22 protein-coding genes are annotated in these 24712 nt (G+C 51.8%); 7 read left to right on the top strand and 15 right to left on the bottom strand.

The features are described 5' to 3' along the window. Window positions 1-5 precede the first annotated feature (5 nt). From ribBA to B2U47_RS01425, 8 genes are all read right to left on the bottom strand, one after another. The gene (ribBA, locus tag B2U47_RS01460) at window positions 6-1112 is read right to left on the bottom strand and encodes a bifunctional 3,4-dihydroxy-2-butanone-4-phosphate synthase/GTP cyclohydrolase II (RefSeq protein WP_296677450.1); all 1107 of its coding nucleotides are present in this window, start codon (window positions 1110-1112) and stop codon (window positions 6-8) included. Window positions 1113-1117: 5 nt separating this feature from the next. Continuing rightward, the gene (locus B2U47_RS01455; protein ID WP_296677453.1) at window positions 1118-1780 is read right to left on the bottom strand and encodes a riboflavin synthase; all 663 of its coding nucleotides are present in this window, start codon (window positions 1778-1780) and stop codon (window positions 1118-1120) included. Window positions 1781-1794: 14 nt separating this feature from the next. Further along, window positions 1795-2901 (bottom strand): bifunctional diaminohydroxyphosphoribosylaminopyrimidine deaminase/5-amino-6-(5-phosphoribosylamino)uracil reductase RibD, encoded by a 1107-nt coding sequence (gene ribD, locus B2U47_RS01450; RefSeq protein WP_296677456.1) that lies wholly within the window; start codon window positions 2899-2901, stop codon window positions 1795-1797. Continuing rightward, on the bottom strand, window positions 2898-3410 hold the full coding sequence (gene nrdR / locus B2U47_RS01445) for a transcriptional regulator NrdR (RefSeq protein ID WP_296677459.1): 513 nt from the start codon (window positions 3408-3410) through the stop codon (window positions 2898-2900). The genes ribD and nrdR overlap by 4 nt, the downstream gene beginning before the upstream one ends. Before the next feature lie 3 nt (window positions 3411-3413). Then, a complete protein-coding gene (gene glyA, locus B2U47_RS01440; RefSeq protein ID WP_296677462.1) occupies window positions 3414-4691 on the bottom strand; it encodes a serine hydroxymethyltransferase in 1278 nt (425 codons plus the stop codon). 83 nt (window positions 4692-4774) lie between these two features. Continuing rightward, window positions 4775-5455: an META domain-containing protein gene (locus B2U47_RS01435; RefSeq protein WP_296677465.1), complete on the bottom strand. Its 681-nt coding sequence runs from the start codon at window positions 5453-5455 to the stop codon at window positions 4775-4777. Between the two features lie 181 nt (window positions 5456-5636). Continuing rightward, the gene (gene ampD / locus B2U47_RS01430; RefSeq protein WP_296677468.1) at window positions 5637-6218 is read right to left on the bottom strand and encodes a 1,6-anhydro-N-acetylmuramyl-L-alanine amidase AmpD; all 582 of its coding nucleotides are present in this window, start codon (window positions 6216-6218) and stop codon (window positions 5637-5639) included. Then, window positions 6215-6568, bottom strand: coding sequence for a thioredoxin family protein (locus tag B2U47_RS01425; protein ID WP_296677471.1), 354 nt, complete (start codon window positions 6566-6568; stop codon window positions 6215-6217). Before B2U47_RS01425 ends, ampD begins: the two co-directional genes overlap by 4 nt. A 73-nt stretch (window positions 6569-6641) precedes the next feature. On the opposite strand from B2U47_RS01425, the gene B2U47_RS01420 reads away from it, so the two are divergent. From B2U47_RS01420 to rep, 3 genes are read left to right on the top strand one after another with little or no spacing between them, the layout of a single operon-like run. Then, the gene (locus B2U47_RS01420; protein ID WP_296677480.1) at window positions 6642-7589 is read left to right on the top strand and encodes an AAA family ATPase; all 948 of its coding nucleotides are present in this window, start codon (window positions 6642-6644) and stop codon (window positions 7587-7589) included. Continuing rightward, window positions 7589-8269 carry a DUF3226 domain-containing protein gene (locus tag B2U47_RS01415; RefSeq protein ID WP_296677482.1) on the top strand — a complete coding sequence of 227 codons (681 nt, stop codon included), beginning with the start codon at window positions 7589-7591 and terminating at the stop codon, window positions 8267-8269. Before B2U47_RS01420 ends, B2U47_RS01415 begins: the two co-directional genes overlap by 1 nt. A gap of 1 nt (window position 8270) precedes the next feature. Further along, entirely contained in the window at window positions 8271-10268 is a 1998-nt protein-coding gene (gene rep / locus B2U47_RS01410; protein WP_296677581.1) for a DNA helicase Rep, read from the top strand. A 7-nt stretch (window positions 10269-10275) separates the two neighbouring features. Here rep and lptE read toward each other — a convergent pair whose 3' ends face one another. From lptE to B2U47_RS01395, 3 genes are all read right to left on the bottom strand, one after another. Beyond that, complete coding sequence (gene lptE, locus B2U47_RS01405; RefSeq protein WP_296677485.1) at window positions 10276-10770, bottom strand: LPS assembly lipoprotein LptE; 495 nt, start codon at window positions 10768-10770, stop codon at window positions 10276-10278. Then, the gene (gene leuS / locus B2U47_RS01400; RefSeq protein ID WP_296677488.1) at window positions 10770-13373 is read right to left on the bottom strand and encodes a leucine--tRNA ligase; all 2604 of its coding nucleotides are present in this window, start codon (window positions 13371-13373) and stop codon (window positions 10770-10772) included. Before leuS ends, lptE begins: the two co-directional genes overlap by 1 nt. Window positions 13374-13517: 144 nt before the next feature. Beyond that, window positions 13518-15869 (bottom strand): Tex family protein, encoded by a 2352-nt coding sequence (locus B2U47_RS01395; protein WP_296677492.1) that lies wholly within the window; start codon window positions 15867-15869, stop codon window positions 13518-13520. A gap of 174 nt (window positions 15870-16043) precedes the next feature. Here B2U47_RS01395 and B2U47_RS01390 point away from each other — a divergent pair, with 174 nt between their 5' ends. The 3 genes from B2U47_RS01390 to B2U47_RS01380 all read left to right on the top strand — a co-directional run bounded on the left by B2U47_RS01390 (window position 16044) and on the right by B2U47_RS01380 (window position 17714). Continuing rightward, entirely contained in the window at window positions 16044-16511 is a 468-nt protein-coding gene (locus B2U47_RS01390) for a hypothetical protein (protein WP_296677496.1), read from the top strand. Between the two features lie 155 nt (window positions 16512-16666). Beyond that, window positions 16667-17233 carry a DUF1877 family protein gene (locus B2U47_RS01385; RefSeq protein ID WP_296683328.1) on the top strand — a complete coding sequence of 189 codons (567 nt, stop codon included), beginning with the start codon at window positions 16667-16669 and terminating at the stop codon, window positions 17231-17233. 169 nt (window positions 17234-17402) lie between these two features. Further along, on the top strand, window positions 17403-17714 hold the full coding sequence (locus B2U47_RS01380) for a TraR/DksA family transcriptional regulator (RefSeq protein WP_296677502.1): 312 nt from the start codon (window positions 17403-17405) through the stop codon (window positions 17712-17714). 12 nt (window positions 17715-17726) lie between these two features. Here the strand turns inward: B2U47_RS01380 and B2U47_RS01375 are convergent, their stop codons facing one another. Further along, the gene (locus B2U47_RS01375) at window positions 17727-19346 is read right to left on the bottom strand and encodes a hypothetical protein (protein ID WP_296677506.1); all 1620 of its coding nucleotides are present in this window, start codon (window positions 19344-19346) and stop codon (window positions 17727-17729) included. A 203-nt stretch (window positions 19347-19549) separates the two neighbouring features. Here B2U47_RS01375 and B2U47_RS01370 point away from each other — a divergent pair, with 203 nt between their 5' ends. Beyond that, complete coding sequence (locus tag B2U47_RS01370) at window positions 19550-19852, top strand: DUF333 domain-containing protein (protein WP_296677510.1); 303 nt, start codon at window positions 19550-19552, stop codon at window positions 19850-19852. On the opposite strand, the gene B2U47_RS01365 is transcribed toward B2U47_RS01370, so the two are convergent. From B2U47_RS01365 to B2U47_RS01355, 3 genes are read right to left on the bottom strand one after another with little or no spacing between them, the layout of a single operon-like run. Then, complete coding sequence (locus B2U47_RS01365; RefSeq protein ID WP_296677514.1) at window positions 19849-21381, bottom strand: SpoVR family protein; 1533 nt, start codon at window positions 21379-21381, stop codon at window positions 19849-19851. The two genes, B2U47_RS01370 and B2U47_RS01365, sit on opposite strands and share 4 nt — an antisense overlap. Next, window positions 21378-22667 (bottom strand): YeaH/YhbH family protein, encoded by a 1290-nt coding sequence (locus B2U47_RS01360; protein WP_296677520.1) that lies wholly within the window; start codon window positions 22665-22667, stop codon window positions 21378-21380. The genes B2U47_RS01365 and B2U47_RS01360 overlap by 4 nt, the downstream gene beginning before the upstream one ends. 12 nt (window positions 22668-22679) lie before the next feature. Next, a complete protein-coding gene (locus B2U47_RS01355; protein ID WP_296677524.1) occupies window positions 22680-24605 on the bottom strand; it encodes a PrkA family serine protein kinase in 1926 nt (641 codons plus the stop codon). Window positions 24606-24712: the final 107 nt, after the last annotated feature.

Below are 24712 nucleotides of genomic sequence, written 5' to 3'. Positions count from 1 at the left end.
CAACCTTAATCCTGTATGTAACCGACAATTTCCAGACCGAAGCCTGCAATCCCGTGAAGACGCCGTGGGGCACTCATGACTTGCATCCGGCGCACGCCCAAATCAGCAAGGATTTGTGCACCAATGCCGTAAGTTTTGAGTTCCGCCGGGGAAGAGGGGGCATTTTCCCGCACAACGGGGCGGGATTCAAACCCTTTCAACTGTTTAAGCAGGTTTTGTGACTGGGAAGGCTCCCGCAAAATCACAATTACCCCTTTGCCCGCCTCATTAATGCGCTGCATGACACTGCGTAGCGGCCAGCCGCAACCCGGTTCACGCAGAGCCAGCAAATCGCACAATTCGTTTTCCAGATGCACACGCACCATCACGGTATCATCCGGGGTAAGCTCGCCTTTAACCAGCGCCAGATGAACATCGTGCTTGGCCTGCTCCTGATAAGCTACCAGATGGAATTGGCCGCTCTCGGTTTGCACATCTTTCTCGAAAATGCGCTCGATGTTCTTTTCGTTCTGTACCCGGTAGCGGATCAGATCCTCGATCGTACCGATCTTAAGGCCGTGTTTCTGGGCAAAAATTTCCAGATCGGGGCGGCGAGCCATCGTGCCATCTTCGTTGAGGATTTCCACGATAGTTGCCGCAGGCTCGAAACCGGCCAGTCGTGCATAATCGCACCCGGCTTCGGTATGGCCTGCGCGGGTCAGTACCCCTCCCGGCTGAGCCATTAGCGGGAAAATGTGACCCGGCTGCTCAATGTCAGAGGGTTGTGCATTGGGAGCAACAGCAGTACGAATGGTATGCGCCCGGTCATAAGCCGAAATGCCGGTGGTGACACCTTCCGCCGCTTCGATCGAGATGGTGAAATTGGTACGGTGCTCTTCATCCGTGGCAGAAATCATCAGCGGCAGATTCAACTGCTTGCAGCGTTCACGGGTCAGGGTCAGGCACACCAGCCCACGCCCTTCCTTGACCATGAAATTGATGTCTTCCGGGCGGGTCAGGGAGGCAACCATCAACAGGTCGCCTTCGTTTTCGCGGTCTTCGTCATCCACGATGATGACCATCTTGCCCTGAGCAAGATCTTCAAGAATTTCTTCTGTGGTATTGAATGCCATGGTGCTCACTTTATAAAGCCGTGTTCGGCAAGGAATGCTTCGGTAAGTCCGCTACTGGTAGTCGTTTGCGCCGCTTGCTCGCCCAGCAGCAGGCGTTCAAGGTAGCGGGCAATCACATCCACCTCCAGATTGACCATTGCACCGCTGCGGTAATCGGCAATGATGGTTTCCTGCAAGGTATGCGGAACAATATTGAGTTCAAAAGTGCTGCCATCCACCTTGTTGACGGTCAGACTGGTACCATCGACCGTGATGGAACCTTTGGCAGCAATGTATTTGGCAAGATTGTTCGGGGCGCGGATGCTGAATCGCACCGAACGGGCATCATCGTGGCGGCTGATGACTTCGCCCAGCCCATCGACATGCCCACTGACCAGATGCCCGCCCAGACGTGTTTGCAGAGTCAGGGCTTTTTCCAGATTGACACTGGAACCACGGTTGAGATTGCCAAGACTGGTCAGCGACAAGGTTTCGCGTGACACGTCAGCACTGAAACTGCTGCTGTCGAAAGCAATCGCGGTCAAACACACACCGTTGACAGCAATACTGTCACCCAGTGCCACATCACGCATATCCAGTTTGCTAGTATGGATGGTCAGGCGCAGGTCGCCGCCCTTGGGCTGCATGTCGCGCACCATACCGATGGCTTCGATGATTCCGGTAAACATTGGGGTGATCTCGTTCAGGTCAGGCTGGCAATAATACGCCAATCCCCCCCCACTGCGCGAATATCCCGAATGGTCAAAGCCATCCGCTCCTGCATCCGGGCAATATGTGGCAAGTCGAACAAGGGACGAGCACCGGAACCCATCAAATGGGGAGCCATATAAATTACCAGTTCGTCAGCAAACCCTTGTTCCAGCAAAGCACCTGACAGGGTTGCCCCGGCTTCAACATGAACTTCGGTAATACCATCAGCCACCAATGCAGCCATGACCTCTGGCAAATACAGCTTTGCACCACTGAACTGGCGAATGTTCACACCTGCTTGTTGCAGTTGGGCGATCTTTTGCCTGTCGGCACTACAGGTGTAAATGAGGGCATGACCAGGCAGGGACAATAATTTTGCACCCAGCGGAAAGCGCAACGCCGTATCCAGCACTACTCTGAGCGGCTGGCGCACATCATCCGCAATGCCCAGCTCTGTCGGAGTTAGCCGCACATTGAGTGAAGGATCATCCGTCAGCACCGTGCCAATACCCGTGAGGACAGCACCCGCTTGCGCTCGCAGGAATTGCACATCACGCCGCGCTGCCTCACCGGTAATCCAGACACTTTCGCCGGAAGCCATCGCGGTACGTCCATCCAGACTCATCGCCATTTTCACCCGCACAAACGGACGGTTGCGTTCCATGCGGGTAATGAAACCAGGGTTCAGGGCGCGGGCTTCACTTTCCAGCAAGCCGGAAGCGGTAGCGATGCCAGCCTGCTCCAGTAAGCGTAGCCCATTGCCAGCAACCAGCGGATTGGGATCAACCATCGCGGCGACAACACGCCCTACACCTGCTTGCATCAGTGCATTGGCACAGGGAGGTGTCCGCCCGAAATGGGAGCAGGGTTCCAAAGTGACATACACATCCGCTCCACGTGCCGCTTCAACCGCCATACGCAGTGCATGGATTTCGGCGTGTGGCTCTCCTGCCCGTTTATGCCAGCCTTCACCGACAATCTGCCCGTCACGCACAATCACGCAGCCAACACGGGGATTGGGGTGGGTGGTATACAAGCCAAACCGCGCCAGTTGCAGCGCTCGTGCCATGAAACGGTGGTCGTCAGCAGAAAAGCTCATGCTTTGGGAGAGCGACGCGGCAGTAAATCAATCTGGCGGCTTCTTTGCTCTGGGGATGGATCACTTTCCAGCCGCTCAATCATGTTGCGGAATTCGTCAATATCATCGAAGCGGCGATAGACTGAAGCAAAACGCACGTAGGCAACTTCATCCAGCCCACGCAACTCGTCCATGACCAGTTCACCAATCATGGACGAAGGCACTTCACGTTCACCGCTGATAAGGATTTTTTTGCGGATATGGCTAAGCGCGGCTTCGATTTCTTCAATCGTCACCGGGCGTTTTTCCAGCGCACGCATGATACCGCCCCGCAACTTGTCGTCGTTGAACGGCTCACGCGCATCGTTAGACTTGATGACGCGCGGCATAGTCAATTCTGCCACTTCGTAAGTGGTGAAACGTTCATCACAAGCCACGCAACGCCGACGACGGCGCACTTGATCACCGTCATTAGCCAGACGGGAATCGACTACCCGCGTGTCATCTGCTCCGCAAAAAGGGCATCGCATCGCTTAGGCCGGGTGGTCGCCAAACGACGTACTAGCATATACCGGGAAGCGTGCACAAATGTCTAGAACCTGCCCCTTGACGCGCTCGATAGTAGAAGCATCTTCGATATTGTCCAGCACATCCGCCATCCAGTTGGCCAGTTGCGCACACTCTGCTTCCTTGAATCCACGGGTGGTAATGGCTGGCGTACCCACGCGGATACCGCTGGTCACAAACGGTGATTGCGGGTCATTCGGTACAGAGTTCTTGTTGACAGTGATATTGGCAGCACCCAAGGCTGCATCCGCTGCTTTGCCTGTAATGCCTTTGGCAATCAGGTCAACCAGCATCAGGTGGTTGTCGGTTCCGCCCGAAACAATCTTATAGCCACGGGCAATCAGGGTTTCTGCCATCACCTTGGCATTGTTGGCAACCTGTTGCTGGTAAGCCTTGAATTCAGGTTCCAACGCTTCCTTGAAAGCCACTGCCTTGGCTGCAATCACATGCATTAGCGGGCCGCCCTGGATACCGGGGAATACCAGCGAGTTGAATTTCTTTTCCAGATCCGGGTTGGACTTGGCGAGGATGATGCCACCACGCGGGCCGCGCAGGGTTTTGTGGGTAGTGGAAGTGGTCACATCAGCAATCTGTACCGGGCTTGGGTAGACACCAGCGGCAACCAGACCGGCTACGTGTGCCATATCAACCATCAGGTATGCCCCTACCTTGTCGGCAATTTCACGGAACTTGTTCCAATCAATCACACGGGAATAGGCAGAGAAACCGGCAACAATCATTTTCGGCTGGTGTTCAACCGCCAGACGCTCAACTTCAGCGTAGTCGATGTAGCCATCATCTGTAATGCCGTATTGCACCGCATTGTAAATCTTGCCGGAGAAATTGACTTTCGCACCGTGGGTCAAATGACCGCCATGTGCCAGACTCATACCCAGTACGGTATCGCCCGGATTCAGCAGCGCCATGTATACAGCTGCGTTCGCTTGGGAACCGGAATGCGGTTGCACATTGGCATAATCCGCACCAAACAGTTGTTTTACACGGTCAATGGCAAGCTGCTCAGCCTTGTCGACGTATTCGCAGCCACCGTAGTAACGCTTGGCAGGGTAGCCTTCCGCATACTTGTTGGTCAGCACTGAACCTTGTGCTTCCATCACGCGCGGGCTGGCGTAGTTTTCGGAGGCAATCAGTTCAATATGCTCTTCCTGACGGCGCACTTCGGACTGGATTGCGCCCCACAGCTCATCATCATACCCTGCGATTTTCATCTGGCTGGAAAACATGCCGCTTTTCTCCTGCACGTTGGAAACTAAAAAAGCGTTGCATTATAGCACCCTTTTTTGGCCCAACCTATGGTGCTGCACCGCTATTCTTTGCCAGAAAGAAACTTGCTCAGCGTACCGAGCAAAGAGCCGGAATCTCCCTCCACCGCCGCAGGCGCTGCAACGACACCAGCTTCTGGTTTGTCCGCAGCAGGAACTGCACTGCCTGAACCACTATCGCTGATACCAGCATCGCCGTATTTCTTGGCAAAGATTACCGATTTTTCACCACTCAGGTTGTAAAATTGCAGGATCGGGCCTTCTTGCTGAACACTGCCTGCCCGCCCCAGCGTGCGCAGGTAGCTGCCTTCCCAATCACCAACATTGATGGTCGGCATCCCTTCCCCGGTAGAAATGATCGGGCATCCTTCCCGTCCCTTGTCAATTTTGACCATTTTAAAACCGGTATGCCCTACCCGCTTGAAATTGGCCGTGTACTGGTTACAACCGGCAAAACCTTTCAGGGAGTCTTCCCCTACCTCCATGGTAATTTCCAGCTCTGGAGGAACCTGATTGCCATAAACGCTTGCCAAACGCCAGCGAGTTCCCAGCAAGGAAGGGCCACCACTGTTCAGGGGGCAGGCTCCAGGCGGCAAAACAGGTGTGGAAGCAGTAGTGACCGAACTTTCAGCAGCCAAGCGTGTTGCCACGAAGGCCAGCGGGAGTAGCAGCAAACTCCGGCGGGTTTGCATGAATGATCTGGAGTGTGGATCGCGTTTGTTCATAGAAACATTCCCTCGTCTTTGTTCACCGTGCGACATAGCTTTGAACGCTTGACAGGCTGATTTGGGTGACACCCTTCCCCAGACAACTGTCTTTTTTTAGCAACACCGTAAAGTATAGGACAGGATAAAAAGTTTGCAGGAGAGAATCTTTACTCTGATATTTGTGGTTTCTATACAACAATTATTCTGGAGAGCAAGCATTGGCGGGCAGACATACACCCAAGGCCGCACCCAAACGCTCCCAGTCAAAGAATGGCCCTGGATCCGTTTTACGCCCCGGTGCAATATGCTCATGCCCAGTGATGTGTTCAAGGCTCAGAGCCGGATAAGCTCTGACCAATGCCAAAATCAACTTATCCATTTGAAAATATTGCTCTTCTGTAAATACTTCAAAATCCGTTCCCTCGATCTCGATACCGATGGAAAAGTCATTGCAACGTTCCCTGCCCCGATAAGTTGAAACGCCAGCATGAAAGGCACGCCGATGAAATGGCACATACTGGACAATTTCCCCATCACGACGAATAAGCAAATGACTAGCAACCCGCAGGTGGCAGATTTCGGCAAAAAACGGATGAACGGTAGGATCAAGCTGATTGGTAAAGAGGCGATCTATCCACTCCCCACCAAATTCGTAAGGTGGCAAACTGATGTTGTGCAGCACAATCAAGTCAGGCATACAGCCCTCTGGGCGCTCATCATGGTTGGGTGATGGGCACTGGCGGGCAACATCCAGCAGACCGGTGGCAACATCAATTTTCATGGTTCCTCTTCGGCTGGCAGAAGCAGCGCAGACTGGATGGTACTGTGGATGCGAGCAGGTAACGGCTCACATTTCAATTCGCGGTGGTAATGCCCATCCACATACAGAAACAGGGCTGGCAAGTGAAAAATCTCCAGTGCGTTGACCATACCACCGTTATGGACTGCATCAACTTCAAATACCGGCAATGGGGGATATTCCTGAAGAAAACGCTCCAATGCCCGCTTGAGGTTGCGGCACGCGCCGCAGTTGGGTGCGGTGAAAAACACCAGTGTTGCGCCAAGCGTTTCCGCCAGCACATGATGGAAATTGAGGTCGTCAAGTCTTGCGATTTCTGTCATGGTGGGCATTATACACGCACCCGTTACCGCCCTTGCACGAAACTGCTATAGTTTGGGGACTTATGGACGAAGGACAAGAAACATGCTCGACAGCCTGCACATCAAGAATTTCCGCTGCTTTGAAGATTTAACTATCCCCTCGCTGGGAAGGGTGAATCTGATTGTAGGGAAGAATAATAGTGGGAAGAGCACGTTGCTGGAAGCTGTAATAGCATTTGCCCAACATGGCAGAGAAGCTGCTTTACTGGATATTCTAAACAAACGGAATGAGTCTTACAGTAACCAACTAAAATTAGAAAGCATTTATTTTAATGGTTCCATATCACCTGAAGGAATTTTCGTAGGAAACAAAACACAAACATTAGGATTCCATTTCAGTGAGAAACGGCATCATGTTTTTGATGACTCATTGCAACTTCCCGATAACTTCCCGCAAGCGTTTCAGAACAGAATTAATAGCCACAATTACCCTTTCTCTAGCATCGACACATGCATAAAACCAGACAAAGATATGGCAGAGATATGGGATGATATTAGAATTCACAAACAAGACAATCTTGCATCTGAAGCATTACAATTAGTTGACTCCAAAGTTGAGAATGTTTTCTACACAACAAACCGAATTACAATGGTTTCTCTTGCAAAAGAACGTAAAGCACGCCCTATAAAAAGCATGGGGGAAGGTATGAGCCGCTTGCTACAACTTTTTCTTCATGCCTTTCAAGCCCGTGGCGGCTACTTGATGATCGACGAATTCGAGAATGGCTTACACTACTCGATTCAGGAAGAAGTATGGGAAAAGCTTTTCAAGCTAGCAAAAGAGCTTGATATTCAGATATTTGCAACAACACATAGCCGAGATACATTAGAAGCATTTGCTAAAGTTGCTGTTGCAAACAAAGAGGTAGAAGGCAAGCTCATCACATTAGGCAAAAATGCCGGAAAAACAAATCGGGGAAGAATCATTTCACATGTATATAACGAAGAAGAACTGGAGTGGATCGTCAACACGCGGACGGAGATTCGCTAATGTCGGCTGAACAACGAATTTTGTTGGTTGAGGGCCAAGATGACCGGGATTTTTTCCAGAAAGTCATTTGCCAACTTAAACTATCTGTCAATATTGAACCAGAAACACCAAAAGATTTCTGTCAAACAGAAAGTGACGGCATTGATGTACTCAGAACACGTGCATTACCTATTGCCCTAAAACGTATACAAGAAGAAGGAAGAATCACCCGGATTGCGGTAATAGCTGATGCAGACGCTCAAGAACAAGGTTATGGTTTTGCCAAACGCAGGGAGCAGATCACTAGCGTGTTACGTGACTATGGCTATGACATCCCTCAACTTCCAGAGAAGATAGTAAAGGGGGAGATTTTCACTCACCCAGATGAATATACGCCTGTCGGCTTATGGATAATGCCAACCCACCGTGATGATGGAATGCTGGAAGATTTATTGCTCGGCAATTTAAACAATACCACGCAACAATCACTACTGGCTAAAGCCGACGAAGCCATTAGTGGATTAGGCGAACTGCGTACCTTCAAAGACACACACCTTTCCAAAGCCCGCCTTTCCACCCTGCTGGCATGGCAAAAGAAACCCGGTACATCCGCAGGCAAAGCCTACCAAGCCGGTGTTTTCGCCAATGAATCTGCTGCACTTTCCGCCTTCACCCACTGGCTCCAACAAGTCTTCCAATAACATGCAAGGACTCAACCCCCAACAACAAGAGGCGGTCACCCACCTCGGCACGCCCCTATTGGTACTAGCAGGCGCTGGCAGCGGCAAAACCCGCGTTATCACCCAGAAAATTGCCTGGATGATCCGCAAGGGCGTGCATTCCGCTGACCAGATTGCTGCGATCACCTTCACCAACAAGGCCGCCCGCGAAATGCGTGAACGTGCCAGCAAACTGTTGAGCAAGGAAGAGGCCAAAGGTCTGACAGTTTCCACCTTCCACACGCTAGGCTTGAACATCATCAAGCGCGAAGCCAAACGGCTGGGCTACAAGAGCAATTTCAGCATCCTCGACGCGCAAGACAGCGGCGCAATCCTGAAAGAGTTGGCACACAAGGAGGACGTGGAGGAAGCTGACAACCTGCGCTGGATCATTTCGCGCTGGAAAAACGACTTCATTTCCGTCGAGCAAGCCGCCCTGCAAGCCAATACGCCGGACGAAAAACTCGCCGCCATTTTGTACGAAAAATATCAACGGCAGATCAAAGCCTATAATGCGGTCGATTTCGACGACCTGATCGTGCTGCCGGTACAATTGTTCGAGCAACACCCCGACGCCCTGCAACACTGGCAAAACAAGCTGCGCTACCTGCTGGTGGACGAATATCAGGATACCAACGCCTGCCAGTACAAACTGATCCGCCTGTTGTCAGGAATGCGCGGCGCACTCACCGCAGTAGGCGACGACGACCAGTCGATCTACGCCTGGCGCGGTGCACGCCCGGAAAACATCATCCAGCTCCAGCGTGATTATCCGATGCTCAAGGTGGTGATGCTGGAACAGAACTACCGTTCCACCAGCCGCATCCTCAACAGTGCCAACAAGCTGATTGGCAACAACCCACACCTGTTCAGCAAGAACCTGTGGAGCACGCTCGGCGAAGGCGACCCGATCCGCGTCATGCCTTGCCGCACCCCGGACAATGAAGCCGAGAAAGTCGTCGGTGAAATCCTCAAAAAACGTTTCCGCGACCGCGCCGCCTGCAAGGATTTCGCCATCCTCTACCGCAGCAATCACCAGAGCCGCTTGTTTGAAAAAGCCCTGCGCGAAAACAACATCCCCTACAAACTGACCGGCGGAACCTCGTTTTTCGAGCGCTCTGAAGTCAAGGACATCCTCGCCTACCTGCGCCTGATCGCCAATCCTGACGATGACGCCGCCTTCCTGCGCATCATCAACACCCCCAAACGCGAAATTGGCACCTCCACGCTGGAAAAGCTCGGCGAATACGCCTTTGAGCGCCACAGCAGCCTGTTCGCCGCTGCGCAGGAACTCGGTTTCGCCCAGCGTGTTTCCGCCAAAGCCCAGCAGCGGGTAGAAACCTTCAGCTTCTGGCTGCATGAAATGGTGCGTTCTACCGAAGGCGCTGACCCGACCAAAATCGTCCGCCAGGTCATCACCGACATTGCTTACGAAGACTGGCTGAAAAATACCTGCAATACCCCCAAACAGGCCGAAGCGCGGATGAAGAATGTGTGGGAAATCGTCGAATGGGTACGCAAACTGCACGACGACGGCGCTGGCAAGGAAACCCTGAGCGACATTATCGCCCACATGAGCCTGGTTGACATGCTGGAGCGCAACAGCGAAGAGCAGGAACAGGATGCCGTCACCCTGATGACCCTGCACGCCGCCAAAGGGCTGGAATTCCCCAACGTGTTTTTGGTCGGCATGGAAGAGGAGCTGCTACCCCACGCCAACAGCCTCGATGATCACGGCATCCAAGAAGAACGGCGGCTAGCTTACGTCGGCATTACTCGTGCGCAGAAACATCTCACCATCAGCTACGCCAAGGTACGTTCACGCTACGGGGAGTCATCCACGGTTGAACCCAGCCGTTTCCTTGATGAACTACCGCCGGAACATCTGGAATGGGAAAACAAGAAAGTGGTATCAGATGAGGAACGGCAAGCGACTGCACAGGCTTACATCGCCAACCTCAAGGATTTACTAGGCGATTAACCGGCGATTATTTGACTGCTTGCAGGCGTAACAGGATCAACCGCGCCGCTTCCTGACGCAGTTCTTCCCGGATGGCAACTTCCTCGTCCGCTGTACCCAGCACGTACTCGCCGTCATAAACCTGCGAGCGCTCAGCCCGCACGCCATGTTCTACCGCTTCTGGCAAAGCAGGGGTTTTGACCCGAAAACCGACCTCTACCGTATGGATAAACTCCCGCACCTGACGAGTAGAGGAATAACCAGAAACAGTACGTTTTTCATCCAGACGTGTAACCGTCAGGACAGTCGCGGCAAACTGGGGTTGCTGGGTGACTTTGGCTCCGGCATCTTCCAGCACGTCACGCAACGCCAGACCGAAACCACTGTAAATATCGACCCCTTGCAGGTAAATACCTTGCTGAACAGCATCAGGCAGCGCTGCCTTGCCACGCAAATGGAACGGCTCACCACTGCACCCGGCAAGGGCAAACAACCAAGCAATAACAATAAACAGTTGTTTCATCAGTTTGCCACGATATTAACCAGACGCCCTTTGACAACAATAACCTTTTGTACAGTTACGCCCTCAAGAAACTTCTGTACGTTGTCATTGACCAAGGCAGTAGCCTTGATCTCGTCTTCGCTGGCACTGGCACTGACTTGTACCTTGCCGCGTACTTTGCCATTGACTTGCACAATCAGCTCCAAGGTACTTTGAACCAGAGCTGCCTCGTCTACCTCAGGCCAGACAGCATCAACCACAGCATCCGTATGCCCCAATGCTTGCCACAAGGCATGGCAGATATGAGGTGTAATGGGTGCAAGCATCAGTACCACCATTTCCAGCGCTTCCTGCTGCACAGTACGCCCGGCAGGGCTGGTGTCAGTGAAACGTGCAATATCGTTCAGCAGTTCCATGTTGGCAGCCACTGCGGTATTGAAAGTGTGGCGACGAGCCATGTCATCCCCTACTTTTTGCAGCGTCTGATGAACCTTGCGGCGTAATGCCTGACGGGCGTCGGTAGAACCTTCTTCACCACTGGCTGCATTGCTAGCAGATACGTGGTCAAATACCTGTTTCCACAAACGGCGCAGGAAACGCTGTGCGCCTTCCACCCCGGAATCTGACCACTCCATACTCTGGTCAGGAGGTGCCGCAAACATCGAGAACAGGCGCAAGGTATCAGCGCCATAACGCTCAATCATTTCCTGAGGATCAACCCCGTTGTTTTTGGATTTGGACATTTTGGTGACACCACCCGGAATCACCGCTTGTCCATCAGCCAGCAAGGTAGCACCTACTGCACGCCCCCGGTCGTCACGTTCCACACTGACCGCACTGGGTGGAAACCATTCCTGACCACCACCGGCCTTTTCACGGTAGAAGGTATCAGCTAGCACCATACCCTGGGTCAACAGGTTGGTGAACGGTTCATCCGATTCTACCAGACCACTGTCACGCATCAGCTTGTGGAAAAAGCGTGAGTACAGCAAATGCAAAATGGCATGTTCAATACCACCGATATACTGGTCTACCGGCAGCCAGTAATTGGCAGCCTGAGGATCAAGCATCCCGTCCGCATAAGTCGGGCAGGCATAACGGGCGTAATACCAGGATGATTCAAAGAACGTATCAAAGGTATCAGTTTCACGGGTAGCCGGTTTGCCGCAGCATGGGCAGGTTGTCTGGTAAAACTCCGGCATCCGCTTGATCGGTGAACCACCCGTTTCGTCAAACGTGACATCCTCCGGCAGGACTACAGGCAAATCCTGTTCCGGCACAGGTACTGCGCCACAATCATCACAATAGATAATGGGAATCGGGCAACCCCAATAACGCTGACGGGAAACACCCCAATCACGCAAACGGAAATTGACCCGACGACGGCCTTTGCCACGCTCTGACAACCAGTTAGCAATGGCATCAAACGCTGCTTGTGAGCTTAAACCGGTAAATTCACCGGATGCCACCAGCACGCCCTTGTCAGTAAAGGCTGCCGCACCCAGATCAGTTTCACGCCCATCAACCGGCGCAATCACCTGTTTTACAGGCAGACCGTAAACCTGCGCAAACTCCCAGTCGCGCTGGTCATGTGCCGGAACCGCCATTACTGCCCCAGAACCATACGACATCAGCACAAAATTGGCGACCATGACAGGCACGGTCGCACCTGTAACCGGATGCACTGCTTGCAAACCGGTTGCCATCCCTTTCTTTTCCATGGTTGCCATGTCGGCTTCGGCAACCTTGACCTGTTTGCATTCTTCAATGAAAGCTGCCAACTCGGCGTTGGTTTCTGCCATTTTCAGGGCAAGTGGGTGCTGGGCAGCTACCGCCACATAGGTAACACCCATCAGGGTATCCGGGCGGGTGGTAAATACAGTCAGCTTATTTTGGTCGCTGAGTGGGCTAGCCAACAGGCCAAATTCCAATTCCACCCCTTCAGAGCGCCCGATCCAGTTTTCCTGCATGGTACGGACTTGCTGCGGCCAACCCGGCATCTGGCTGATTTCATCGAGCAATTCATCGGCATAGGCCGTAATCTTCAGAAACCACTGGTCAATTTCACGCTGTTCAATCAGCGCACCAGAACGCCAGCCTCGCCCGTCAATCACCTGTTCATTGGCAAGCACCGTCTGGTCAACCGGATCCCAGTTGACGGTGGATTTTTTACGGTATACCAGCCCTTTTTCATAAAGCTGGGTAAAGAACCACTGTTCCCAGCGGTAATACTCAGGTTTGCAGGTCGCAATTTCACGCGCCCAGTCGATCCCCAGCCCCATCGACTTGAGTTGCCCACGCATGTAGTCAATATTCTTGTATGTCCAGGCTGCTGGAGCGGTGTTGTTTTTGATGGCGGCATTTTCTGCTGGCAAACCAAAAGCATCCCAACCCATCGGTTGCAGCACGTTCTTGCCTTTCATCCGCTGAAAACGCGCAATCACGTCACCGATGGTGTAGTTGCGGACGTGCCCCATATGCAGAACACCACTGGGATAAGGAAACATCGAAAGGCAGTAATACTTTTCCTTGTCAGGGTCTTCCGTCACTTCAAAAGTACGGCTAGCCTCCCAGAATTGTTGGACTTCCGGTTCCAGTGTTTTGTGATTGTACTGTTCCTGCATGGCACTACTCGTGGACAAGGGGCATTGAAAAAAGGCTGTGTTGAAAATGCGCGAAGCATACAAAGCTTACCGGCAATTAGCCAGTAGCTTTGCTTGCAAATGGCGGATTATAGCTGACTATTTTGGGCAATTCTGCCCAAAACATTATTTGCGTGATCTGGCAAAAGCTGCCGCCAAGGCATCACCCATGGCTGAGTTGGCAGCCGCCGCTACTTCCCTGGCCGGTTTTTTGTTGCCCTGCACCCGGCCTGCTTGCTGCTGCCCGGCATGACCGGCCTGTTTGCGTTCATCACGCTCACGGGCTACCGGCTTTGGTGACGCCTTTTGCTCAGCCGGATTATCCAGGCGCATGGTCAGGGAAATACGTTTGCGTTGCACATCCACCTCTTCCACCCGTACCTTGACCACATCGCCGGTACGTACCACTTCGCGTGGATCCTTGATGAACTTGCTGGTCAGTTGCGAGATATGCACCAAGCCATCCTGATGCACACCGATGTCGACGAAAGCACCAAAGTTCGCCACATTGGTGACAACACCTTCGAGGATCATGCCCGGTTGCAGGTCAGCAAGTTCGTTTACACCTTCACGGAAAATTGCCGTGACAAATTCAGGGCGCGGATCACGCCCCGGCTTTTCCAGTTCAGCAAGGATGTCGCGGATGGTCGGTAAACCAAACTGTTCGGTAACATAATCCGTCGGCTTCAACTGCCTGACAAACTCACCATTACCTACCATCTCAGCCAACGGTTTACGGTTAACCGCTGCAATCTGTTCCACCAGAGTATAGGTTTCCGGGTGAACTGCTGAAGCATCCAGCGGGTGTTCACCGTCTCGAATCCGCAGGAAGCCCGCCGCCTGTTCAAAGGTTTTTGCCCCAAGGCGCGATACTTTTTTCAACTGGTTACGGTTACGGAATGCACCGTTGTCATTGCGGAAGGCCACAATGTTTTCGGCAATGCCCTGATTCAGACCTGCAACCCGTGCCAGCAAGGCCGCAGAAGCAATATTCACATCCACACCCACGGCATTTACGCAGTCTTCCACCACCGCATCGAGGGAACGCGCCAATTCCGGCTGGTTTACATCGTGCTGGTATTGGCCTACCCCGATGGATTTAGGCTCAATCTTGACCAGTTCTGCCAAGGGGTCTTGCAAGCGGCGGGCGATGGAGACAGCCCCGCGCAGGGATACATCCAGTAACGGGAATTCTTTGGCTGCCAGCTCGGAAGCCGAATACACCGATGCACCGGCTTCGGATACCACGATTTTCGACAGTTTCAGTTCCGGGTGACGTTTGATCAGGTCTGCTGCCAACTGGTCGGTTTCACGGGAGGCCGTACCATTGCCAATACTGACCAGTTCCACATCATGTTTAGCACACAATTCAGCCAGCACAGCGAGGGATTGATCCCATTGTTTCTTGGGAACATGCGGGTAAATAGTGGCCGTATCCAGCAACTTGCCGGTAGCATCGACCACGGCAACCTTCACGCCGGTACGCAAACCGGGATCCAGCCCTAACGTTGCCCGGGAACCCGCCGGAGCTGCCAGTAGCAAATCCTTGAGGTTGGCGGCAAACACACGGATGGCCTCCGCTTCAGCCTGTTCACGCAAACGCAGGTTCAGGTCAACACTCAAACGGCTATGCAGCTTGACCTTCCACGCCCAACGTACCGTATCCAGCAGCCAGCGGTCTGCTGCCCGACCCTGATCACGGATATTGAAAGCCGCTGCAATCCTGACTTCGCAAGGGTGGCTTGAACTCTCAGCGACAGGTACATCCAGCTTGAGATCAAGAATGCCTTCATTGCGCCCCCGGAACAACGCCAGCGCACGATGGGACGGGATTTTGCCGATAGCTTCCGCATAGGCAAAATAGTCGGAGAATTTCTGCCCTTCCTGTTCTTTACCTGAGATGACGCTGGCTTCAAAACTGCCCTGTTCCCACAGGTATTCGCGCAATTGCCCGCTGAGTTCGGCATTTTCAGCAAAATCTTCCATCAGGATCTGGCGAGCACCATCCAGTACTGCCTTGGTATCAGCAAATTCCATCGACGAGTTTAGGTATTTGACTGCTTCGCTTTCAGGATCAAGACCAGGGTTGGCAAGCAGTGCCTCAGCCAGCGGCTGAATTCCAGCTTCGCGGGCAATCATCGCTTTGGTACGGCGCTTGGGCTTGTAAGGCAGGTAAATGTCTTCGAGTTCGGTACGGGTCGATGCCTGCAAGACCTGCTGTTCCAGTTCAGCGGTCAGTTTTCCCTGCTCGCGGATGGAATTGAGGACGGTTTCACGCCGTTTTTCCAGTTCACGCAGGCTGCCAAGGCGGGTTTCCAAATAACGTAGCTGGGTATCATCCAGCCCCCCGGTTTTTTCCTTGCGGTAGCGAGCAATAAACGGGACAGTGGAACCTTCGTCAAGCAGCTCAACGGCAGCAACGACCTGGGTCTCCCTGACTGCCAATTCGGTAGCGATGCGGGAAAGGATACTTTGCATACAAAACTCATTGTTGTGATGAATGGAGCGCATGATAACAAAGCCATCAAACAGGGCAAATCATCCAGTCCGCAAAAATGGACGGATCGTCGGCACAGGCTGGCGGGGGCTTCCGGCAATTAGCATACTTTTATGTAGAGACTGCCCCATCCAAACATCCCAGAAACTTTGCCCATGAATGAAATTTATGACATCCGTCTGCGCCAAAAGCATTGGCTGTTCGGCAAACGCGAGCTGGTGCTGCGTGACAATGACACGCTTACCATCCGTGAACAATCGCTGTTCCGCCGAGATGAAACCACTATACCGCTGGATGTTATCCAGCCAAACCCGACTCACGCCTCTACCTTTTCCATGAAGTGGTTGCTAAACAGTTTGTTCATTGGCAGCATCACCGCTTTGCTGCTGACTTGGGCGATACAATATGCCTCTGTTCCCCTGTATGGTTTGTCAGCCATTTTTGCTGGCACAACCTTGGTGCTTTTGTATCGCTTCACGATGTATACGGCTAATCTGGTCATCTACAGGCACTTGCAGAGCAATGAAAATTTTATTTATCTATGGAAAGAAAATCCTAATGAAAAGGATTTTTGGCAATTCACCAATGAGCTTAGTCGCCGGATAGCGCTAAGAAATAATTAAACAAAGACATAATATAAAAAAATTTAATTATATTAATTATGGTTTTTTTTTAATCTCATGAGATAATGTCGTCAGGCGTGTTTTTAATCTACACGTTTCGATGAGTAGTCTCTGTCAACTTGGTTTTTTGAAAAGGTCTTCACATGGGCGTGTGTTTGGACATTTCTACTATTGGCGATGCCAATACGGGTATTTTACTGCAATATCCCAGACTGGTTTGGGATATTGTTTTTCCTCAATATTCCAATCTGTTAACAACACGAAACGAATATTCGCCAGAAGAAAATATGGGTTCAGGCTTGCTTCATCGCAACAGTTTTGAACCCGAACCAGTAACTTTCAAAGAAAGTCTGGGTGAATACTGGCATGGTCTCCATTATTTGATGTGTCAGGAAGTATGGTGCGGCAGCTTGCCAGATGCCTTCCTGATTGATGGAGGAGAATTCGTCGGTGATGTGGATGTAGGCTATGGTCCCGCCAGAGTCTTTACAGCCAAAGAGGTTGAAGGCATTGCCCGGTCTGTCTTGCGCAAAACCCGGCGAGATCTGACCACCAGTTTTGATGCCAGCAAAATGCTGGATTTCGATATATACCCACAAATATGGGACAATGAAAACGCGCTGGCAACTTGCCTGGAGCGATTCAGTTCCTTGCAGGCATTCCTGAAAAATGCCGTGGATAATCAACTGGGCATGGTACTCTATCTGTCGCGCCGGGACTGAACGAGAATCCCTGACCTGCTCCTCGCAGAATCAGGGATTTCGTCAGATTGAACCCGCTTATGATAACGGGTTCAGTCAGCATAGACCATCCATTCTTGCCTTTCGTCATGGCGGATAATAAGCAATGCGCTATTATCAACACTTGATCTACCGCAATGAGAACAGTGTAATGCATGAAGAAAAGCACAACTACCTGATGGAACTGGAGAAAACTCTGATTTCCCGTTTGGCGGGTATTACCCGCGACCTGACCAGCGAACATAGCGCTGATTCAGCCGAACAGGTAACAGAACGTGAAAACGAGGACGTACTGCGCAACCTTCAGGAAGAAACTCGTATAGAACTGCAACAGGTACGCTCTGCCCTCAAGCGTATTGAAGCCGGTGACTATGGTGCTTGCACCAATTGCGGCGAAGAAATCAGCCCGGAACGGCTGAATGCCCTGCCTTACGCAACCTTCTGTATTCGCTGCGCCAAATAGGCTTGGCGAGCATCAGTCAACCGTGACAACGAAAGTGTTTGCCCCGACTTGGGCAACCTTTCGCGGGCTTGGCGTCTTCTCGGCGACTCCCCCTACGACAACAAAGGTAGTCGGATTTACGGGAACGACTTTACGGGTGGAAACATAGGTAACAGCCGCAGGCACTTGTGTTTGTGCAACTACATTTGCTGCTGGTGGAACGGGTGGCTGATACGCGACTACTGGAGTTGGCTGAACTGGCTGCCAAGTAACAGGCGATGGTAGCGGCTGGGGTGGTTGTCGAGCTGCCACTTCGCGTTTTTGTTCTTTTTTGTCCGCTGGCTCTGACCGACTCTGAACAATTCTTGTTGGCTGGTTACTGGGTTCGCTCGCCGTATTCTCTTCGTTCTTTTTGCTGGAATCCGTGCTACTTAACAAAGCACGCTCTACGGCTTCCCCGTTATCCATTGGTCGAGGTTGATCTGCTGGTGTATCTGCTGCTTGCTGGACAGAAACTGTCAAGGATTTCTCAGCACCCACATTGCTGACAGCCTGCCCACTGGCTTCCTTCGGCATCACAGGCAGCGTCAATGCCGCCACACCCACCGGCTTTTCAACGATTGACACCTCTTGCTGGGTCTCTATCCGTGCTACTGTCTCAATATTTGTCTCCTGATAAACATGGTAAAAACCATAGCTTAACAGCAAACCAACACCAGTCATGACCATGGCTCGGGGCAAAACGCCACTTTTTCCTGCTTTTTTGGGTAACTGCTCAACAGGTGACTCATCCTCATCAAACACACCGCCAGCAATGCCCTGCAACAAGTCGTAAGGCAGCATTTGCCGCTTGACCCGCTGGAATGCCAGACTTTGCTGAACAACCTTCCAGCCAGCCCCTCCAAGTACCGCCAAAGGAACAGGAGCTAACCGTTGAACTTCTGCCTGAAGGCTACTGGCATCCGCAAATGGTCTGCGCCCTCCCAATAAATGGTAAGCAATAGCAGCCAGGGAAAAAGTGTCATCCGGGACAACAGGCAACAAGCCGTTCGCCACTTCAGGACTAATATAAGCAGACTCAAGCTGTAGGGATACTCGTTGTTGTGTCGACACACCAGTCAGGACGCGCAAAACGACAGCCAGCGGGGCATTCAGCAGCTTGCAAGCATTACCTGTACACAAAATCGCCCCTGGCTCCAGAAACCCGTAACCATCACGTGAAATAAAATGCTTGGCTGCACGGAAAATATTGAACAGGATGGCTTGCGCTTCTGTGGTAGAGAAAGTCTTGCCATCGTGTTCGTGTTGCCGAATGATTTCAGAAATGGTGTGACCGGCACTTTCGTTATAAATGAGCCAGCAGGTATCTGCATCCTGATAAGCACCTGCAACACTCAACGGTGACGTCGGTTTATCAAACTCTTCCAGCACCCGTTGCAAGGTGTTCTCAAAACCAAGATAAGCAACCAAGGTAGGCACTACCGCAGCAAGGATCACCCGGCTTTCTGTACCATCAACTTCCAGTGTCATCCGATCCCGTGCACGGAAAAATGTTGCCAGCGCTGTCTCGGCAATCAGTGATTCCAGCACATATTGACCAGCTACGACTCGATTCTCTACGGTCGAATCAATAGAAACATGTATTTCATCCATTGATAACACCACTACACACATTCATGACAAATACCCTGCGGCTGTCCATTATGCATATATTTTAGTGAAAGTCGAAGAATTAGTTATTAAAAACAATTTATATTCAAGCGGTCACGGCTTATGAGCCGTGCTATTTTCAAGCAGGAAATACACATTGTCTTGCAGTAGAATAAGCTGCTCTTTTGAACTGGGGGATTAATCACATGAAACCATTAATGACCATCACCATGCTCGGATGTGCGCTTGTCCTGACTGCATGTACGGCAGTTGCACCAGCACCAAAGCCTGCATCCATTCCAACCGACCCGGCATCAGCACGTGCCGCCAACCCTGCATCCATGAACTGTATCCAGCAGAACGGCAAATTGCAGATCGAACGCACGGCACAAGGCGAAGTTGCTTACTGCATACTGTCCGATGGCAAGCGTTGCGAGGAATGGGACATGTTCCGGGGTAACTGCCCCACCCGCACCGTCAATGTTGGCCTGAAAAAATTCGGTTTTTAGGCATTCACCATCTCACCCACCAGATGATAACTACGCACGACCCGTCCATCGGCTTCCACGGAATGCAGATGGACGTCGTAACCCCATAAACGGTGGACATGCCGCAACATTTCATTCACATCATTGTTCAGGGGACGCCGGTTGGTCAACACATGCTGCAAGGACAAGGAACGGTCGCCCCGCAAATTGACCCGCGCCACCTGAATGTCCGGCTCCTGATGGCTCAGGTTGTATTGCTGTGACAAGGTTTCACGCAAACGCCGGTAGCCTTCATCGTTATGGATGGCCGTTACATCAATGGTGTTTTTACGATCATCATCTTCCAGGGCAAACAAGTGGAAATCCCGCATGATTTTCGGCGACATGAATTGCAGGATGAAACTTTCATCCCGGTAGTTGCGCATCACATGATCCAGAGTTGTTACCCAATCTGAACCGGCAATGTCCGGGAACCAATATTTGTCTTCCTCCGTCGGCTTTTCACAAATACGGCGGATGTCAGTCATCATGGCAAAACCTAGCGCATACGGATTGATGCCATTGTAATAGGGGCTGTCGAATCCCGGCTGCATCACCACATTGGTGTGGGAAGTGAGGAACTCCATCATGAAACCTTCATTCACCAGCCCTTCGTCGTACATTTCATTGAGGATAGTGTAATGCCAGAAGGTTGCCCAACCCTCGTTCATCACCTGGGTCTGGCGCTGTGGGTAAAAATACTGCGCGACCTTACGCACGATACGGATAATTTCACGCTGCCAAGTATCCAGTGACGGTGAATTTTTTTCGATGAAATACAGGATGTTTTCCTGTGGCTCTTCAGGGAAATTGCGTACCGCCTTTTCCTCGTCACGTTCACGCCCACGGTGTGGCAGAGTCCGCCACAAATCATTCAGATGCTGCTGGATGTAGCGTTCGCGCTCTTGCTGGCGTTGCTGCTCCTCGGCAGCAGAGATCGGTGAAGGCCGTTTGTAACGGTCAACCCCGTAATTCATCAAGGCATGGCAAGAATCCAGCAACAGCTCCACCTGTTCGACTCCGTAGCGCTCTTCGCACTGCGTGATGTATTTCTTGGCAAACATCAGGTAGTCGATGATGGCTTCCGCATCTGTCCATGTACGGAACAGGTAGTTGCCCTTGAAAAACGAATTGTGCCCGTAGCAAGCGTGTGCAATCACCAGCGCCTGCATGGTCAGGGTATTTTCTTCCATCAAATAGGCAATGCAGGGGTTGGAATTGATGACGATTTCATACGCCAGCCCCATGCGCCCACGGCTGTAGTTTTGCTCGACATTGACGAAATGCTTGCCGTAAGACCAGTGATTGTAGAAAACAGGCATCCCAATGGCTGCATACGCATCCATCATCTGGTCGGAACGGATGATTTCAATCTGGTTGGGATAGGTATCCAGCCGGAATTTGTCTTTGGCGATACGCCCAATTTCACGGGTATAGGCTTCGATGGTCTCAAATGTCCATTCAGAACTGGTCGAAATGTAATGTTTGCCGTTAGCTGTTTGGACCGTCATGTTATCTCCTCACCCGTATGTTTCTTGAACAACTCGCGAAATACCGGATAAATCTCGGCATTGTTGCGCACCCGCTGGATGGCAAAACGATCCATGAAATCGCGTTGCAGATGCTCGTACAAATACCACAAGCCCTGCGGGTCACGGTCGCCAATTTCGATATAGGTGTAGTACTGCACAAATGGCAGGATGTTACTGATCAGGGCATCATGGCAACGCTGGTTGTCTTCATGCCAGTTGTCACCATCGGATGCCTGCGCCACGTAGATATTCCACGCATCCGGCGAATAGCGTTCCTTGATGATGTCACCTGTCAGATTGAGGGCACTGGAAACCACTGTACCGCCAGTCTCGCGGGCATAGAAGAAGGTTTCCTCATCCACCTCCTGCGCCTGGGTATGGTGACGGATGAACACTACCTCAATCTTCTCGTAATTCTTTTTCAGAAACAGATACAGCAGGAAAAAGAAACGCTTGGCAACATCCTTGATGTCTTGCGTCATGGAGCCTGACACATCCATCACACAAAACATCACAGCTTTGGGGGATGGGCGGGGTACTTTCACCTTGAGGTTGTACTTGAGGTCAAAATCATCCAGCCAGGGAATGGCATGAACCCGTACATTCAGGTGTTCCAGCTCGGCTTGCAGCAGCAAACGCTGTTCTTCCACTTCGTCACAGGTGTCACACTGCGCAAGTGCCGCCAATTCTGCCAGCACTTCTTTGCGACGGCGGCGATCTTTGCCACGCAGGGCAATACGGCGAGCATGGGCACTGCGCATGGAACGCACAATATTGATCTGAGCCGGATTGCCCACTTCACTGACACCGGCACGGTGATAATCGAAGGAATCCATACTCAGCAACTGGCGTTTGACCATGTTGGGTAAAGCCAAGTCTTCAAACAGGTACTCCAGAAACTCCTTTTGCGAAATCTGGAAAACAAAATCATCCATGCCGTCGCCATCTGCCGACGCCTGCCCGGAACCACTGCCACCGCCGCCCCCACCGGGCGGACGCTGGATACGGTCGCCTTGCACGAATTCCTTGTTGCCTGGATGTACAATGTCACGCTTGCCACCCTGCCCGTGCCGGAACACGGGTTCGGAAATGTCGCGCTTGGGGATGGTGATACTTTCCCCCTGTTCCATGTCCGTGATGTTGCGGCGGCTGACTGCATCCGACACGGCGCGGCGAATCTGCTTCTGGTAACGCTTGAGGAAACGTTCCCGATTCACCAAACTCTTGTTTTTACTGTTCAGCCGACGGTCGACGATGTAGGCCATACGGCACTCCTTTTACTGCGACTTGCGCACCCGCAGATACCATTCAGCCAACAGACGCACCTGCTTCTCGGTGTAACCGCGCTTCATCATGCGCTCGACGAAATTGTCGTGCTTGCGCTGTTCATCCGCCGACGATTTGGCACCGTAGGAAATGACCGGCAGCAAGTCTTCCGTACTGGAGAACATTTTCATCTCGATCACACGCCGCAGCTTTTCATAGCTAGTCCAGGCCGGGTTGCGCCCATTGTTGTTGGCACGCGCCCGCAGCACAAAGTTGACGATTTCATTACGGAAATCTTTTGGATTACTGATACCTGCCGGTTTCTCGATTTTTTCCAGATCGGCATTGAGTGCTGCACGGTCAAGAAATTCGCCGGTTTCAGGATCACGGAATTCCTGATCCTGAATCCAGAAGTCGGCATAAGTCACGTAACGGTCGAACAGGTTCTGACCGTATTCGGAATAGGATTCAAGGTAAGCGGTCTGGATTTCCTTGCCAATGAAGTCGACATAGCGCGGTGCTAGATACTCCTTGATGAAACGGATGTAACGTGCCTGGATTTCTGCCTGGAATTGCTCTTTCTCGATCTGGCGTTCCAACACATACATCAGGTGCACAGGGTCAGCCGCTACTTCGGTGGCATCGTAGTTGAACACCTTGGACAAAATCTTGAAAGCGAAGCGGGTGGAAAGCCCACTCATGCCCTCATCCACACCAGCCGCATCCTGATATTCCTGGATAGTCTTAGCCTTGGGGTCGATGTCCTTGAGGTTTTCACCGTCGTAAATACGCATCTTGGAAAACAGGCTGGAATTTTCCGGTTCCTTCAGACGTGACAATATGCTGAATTGCGCCAGCATCTTGAGCGTATCCGGCGCACAAGGTGCTTGTGACAGGGAACTGTTGATCAACAGTTTTTCGTAAATCTTCACTTCTTCGGTCACACGCAGGCAGTAAGGCACCTTGACGATGGAAACCCGGTCAATGAAGGCTTCGTTGTTGCGGTTGTTTTTGAAGGTCTGCCATTCGGATTCATTGGAATGCGCCAGAATGATCCCGGAAAACGGAATCGCACCAATACTTTCCGTGCCATTGAAGTTACCTTCCTGGGTTGCGGTCAGCAGTGGGTGCAGCACCTTGATCGGCGCTTTGAACATTTCCACGAATTCCATCAAACCCTGATTGGACAGGCACAACCCACCGGAATAACTGTAAGCGTCGGTGTCATTCTGTGGATAATCTTCCAGCTTGCGAATGTCGACCTTGCCGACCAGCGAAGAAATGTCCTGATTGTTTTCATCACCCGGTTCGGTTTTGGAAACCGCAATCTGGTTGAGGCGTGACGGGTAACGCTTAACCACTCGGAAGCGGGTAATATCACCACCGTATTCATGCATACGTTTGACCGCCCACGGCGACATGATGGTTTTCAGGTAACGGCGCGGAATGCCGTAATCTTCTTCCAGAATCGCACCATCTTCCTCAACATTGAACAAACCCAACGGAGATTCATTGATGGGGGAACCCTTGATGCAGTAGATCGGCGCTTTTTCTATCAGGGCTTTCAGACGCTCAGCCAGTGAAGACTTGCCGCCGCCGACCGGCCCCAGCAGGTACAACACTTGCTTGCTTTCTTCCAGACCCTGCGCGGCATGACGGAAAAAGGACACAATCTGCTCAATGCAGTCTTCCATCCCGTAAAACTCAGAGAACGCGGGGTAACGGCGGATGATTTTGTTGGCGAAAATTCGGCTTAAACGTGGATCACGGGAAGTGTCCACCAGTTCTGCTTCACCGATGGCGAACAACATCCGTTCAGAAGCGGTAGCGTAAGCCATCGGATCTTGCTTGCAGATGTCGAGGTATTCCTGTAACGAGTATTCTTCTTGTTGTAAGGTTTCGTAGCGGGACTGGTAATGGCGAAAGATATTGCTCATGTCGTTTCCCTTGGATAATAACGTGAAACTCTTGCCTGTTAGTCTATCTTAAACGTTAGACTACAGAATGACGAAAAGTGTAGTTTTATTGCTGTTTTTTGTGATGA

Source organism: Thiothrix sp. UBA5583 (genome assembly GCA_002425225.1).
Classification (GTDB): domain Bacteria; phylum Pseudomonadota; class Gammaproteobacteria; order Thiotrichales; family Thiotrichaceae; genus Thiothrix; species Thiothrix moscowensis.
Note: the sequence above shows the minus strand (reverse complement) of the source record. Positions and strands in the feature narration are given on the sequence as shown.

What these genes read in the sequence shown, in the direction of transcription:
- ribBA (WP_296677450.1), bottom strand. Translation starts at nt 1,112, where the DNA reads ATGGCATTCAATACCACAGAAGAAATTCTTGAAGATCTTGCTCAGGGC.
- B2U47_RS01455 (WP_296677453.1), bottom strand. Translation starts at nt 1,780, where the DNA reads ATGTTTACCGGAATCATCGAAGCCATCGGTATGGTGCGCGACATGCAG.
- ribD (WP_296677456.1), bottom strand. Translation starts at nt 2,901, where the DNA reads ATGAGCTTTTCTGCTGACGACCACCGTTTCATGGCACGAGCGCTGCAA.
- nrdR (WP_296677459.1), bottom strand. Translation starts at nt 3,410, where the DNA reads ATGCGATGCCCTTTTTGCGGAGCAGATGACACGCGGGTAGTCGATTCC.
- glyA (WP_296677462.1), bottom strand. Translation starts at nt 4,691, where the DNA reads ATGTTTTCCAGCCAGATGAAAATCGCAGGGTATGATGATGAGCTGTGG.
- B2U47_RS01435 (WP_296677465.1), bottom strand. Translation starts at nt 5,455, where the DNA reads ATGAACAAACGCGATCCACACTCCAGATCATTCATGCAAACCCGCCGG.
- ampD (WP_296677468.1), bottom strand. Translation starts at nt 6,218, where the DNA reads ATGAAAATTGATGTTGCCACCGGTCTGCTGGATGTTGCCCGCCAGTGC.
- B2U47_RS01425 (WP_296677471.1), bottom strand. Translation starts at nt 6,568, where the DNA reads ATGCCCACCATGACAGAAATCGCAAGACTTGACGACCTCAATTTCCAT.
- B2U47_RS01420 (WP_296677480.1), top strand. Translation starts at nt 6,642, where the DNA reads ATGCTCGACAGCCTGCACATCAAGAATTTCCGCTGCTTTGAAGATTTA.
- B2U47_RS01415 (WP_296677482.1), top strand. Translation starts at nt 7,589, where the DNA reads ATGTCGGCTGAACAACGAATTTTGTTGGTTGAGGGCCAAGATGACCGG.
- rep (WP_296677581.1), top strand. Translation starts at nt 8,271, where the DNA reads ATGCAAGGACTCAACCCCCAACAACAAGAGGCGGTCACCCACCTCGGC.
- lptE (WP_296677485.1), bottom strand. Translation starts at nt 10,770, where the DNA reads ATGAAACAACTGTTTATTGTTATTGCTTGGTTGTTTGCCCTTGCCGGG.
- leuS (WP_296677488.1), bottom strand. Translation starts at nt 13,373, where the DNA reads ATGCAGGAACAGTACAATCACAAAACACTGGAACCGGAAGTCCAACAA.
- B2U47_RS01395 (WP_296677492.1), bottom strand. Translation starts at nt 15,869, where the DNA reads ATGCAAAGTATCCTTTCCCGCATCGCTACCGAATTGGCAGTCAGGGAG.
- B2U47_RS01390 (WP_296677496.1), top strand. Translation starts at nt 16,044, where the DNA reads ATGAATGAAATTTATGACATCCGTCTGCGCCAAAAGCATTGGCTGTTC.
- B2U47_RS01380 (WP_296677502.1), top strand. Translation starts at nt 17,403, where the DNA reads ATGCATGAAGAAAAGCACAACTACCTGATGGAACTGGAGAAAACTCTG.
- B2U47_RS01375 (WP_296677506.1), bottom strand. Translation starts at nt 19,346, where the DNA reads ATGGATGAAATACATGTTTCTATTGATTCGACCGTAGAGAATCGAGTC.
- B2U47_RS01370 (WP_296677510.1), top strand. Translation starts at nt 19,550, where the DNA reads ATGAAACCATTAATGACCATCACCATGCTCGGATGTGCGCTTGTCCTG.
- B2U47_RS01365 (WP_296677514.1), bottom strand. Translation starts at nt 21,381, where the DNA reads ATGACGGTCCAAACAGCTAACGGCAAACATTACATTTCGACCAGTTCT.
- B2U47_RS01360 (WP_296677520.1), bottom strand. Translation starts at nt 22,667, where the DNA reads ATGGCCTACATCGTCGACCGTCGGCTGAACAGTAAAAACAAGAGTTTG.
- B2U47_RS01355 (WP_296677524.1), bottom strand. Translation starts at nt 24,605, where the DNA reads ATGAGCAATATCTTTCGCCATTACCAGTCCCGCTACGAAACCTTACAA.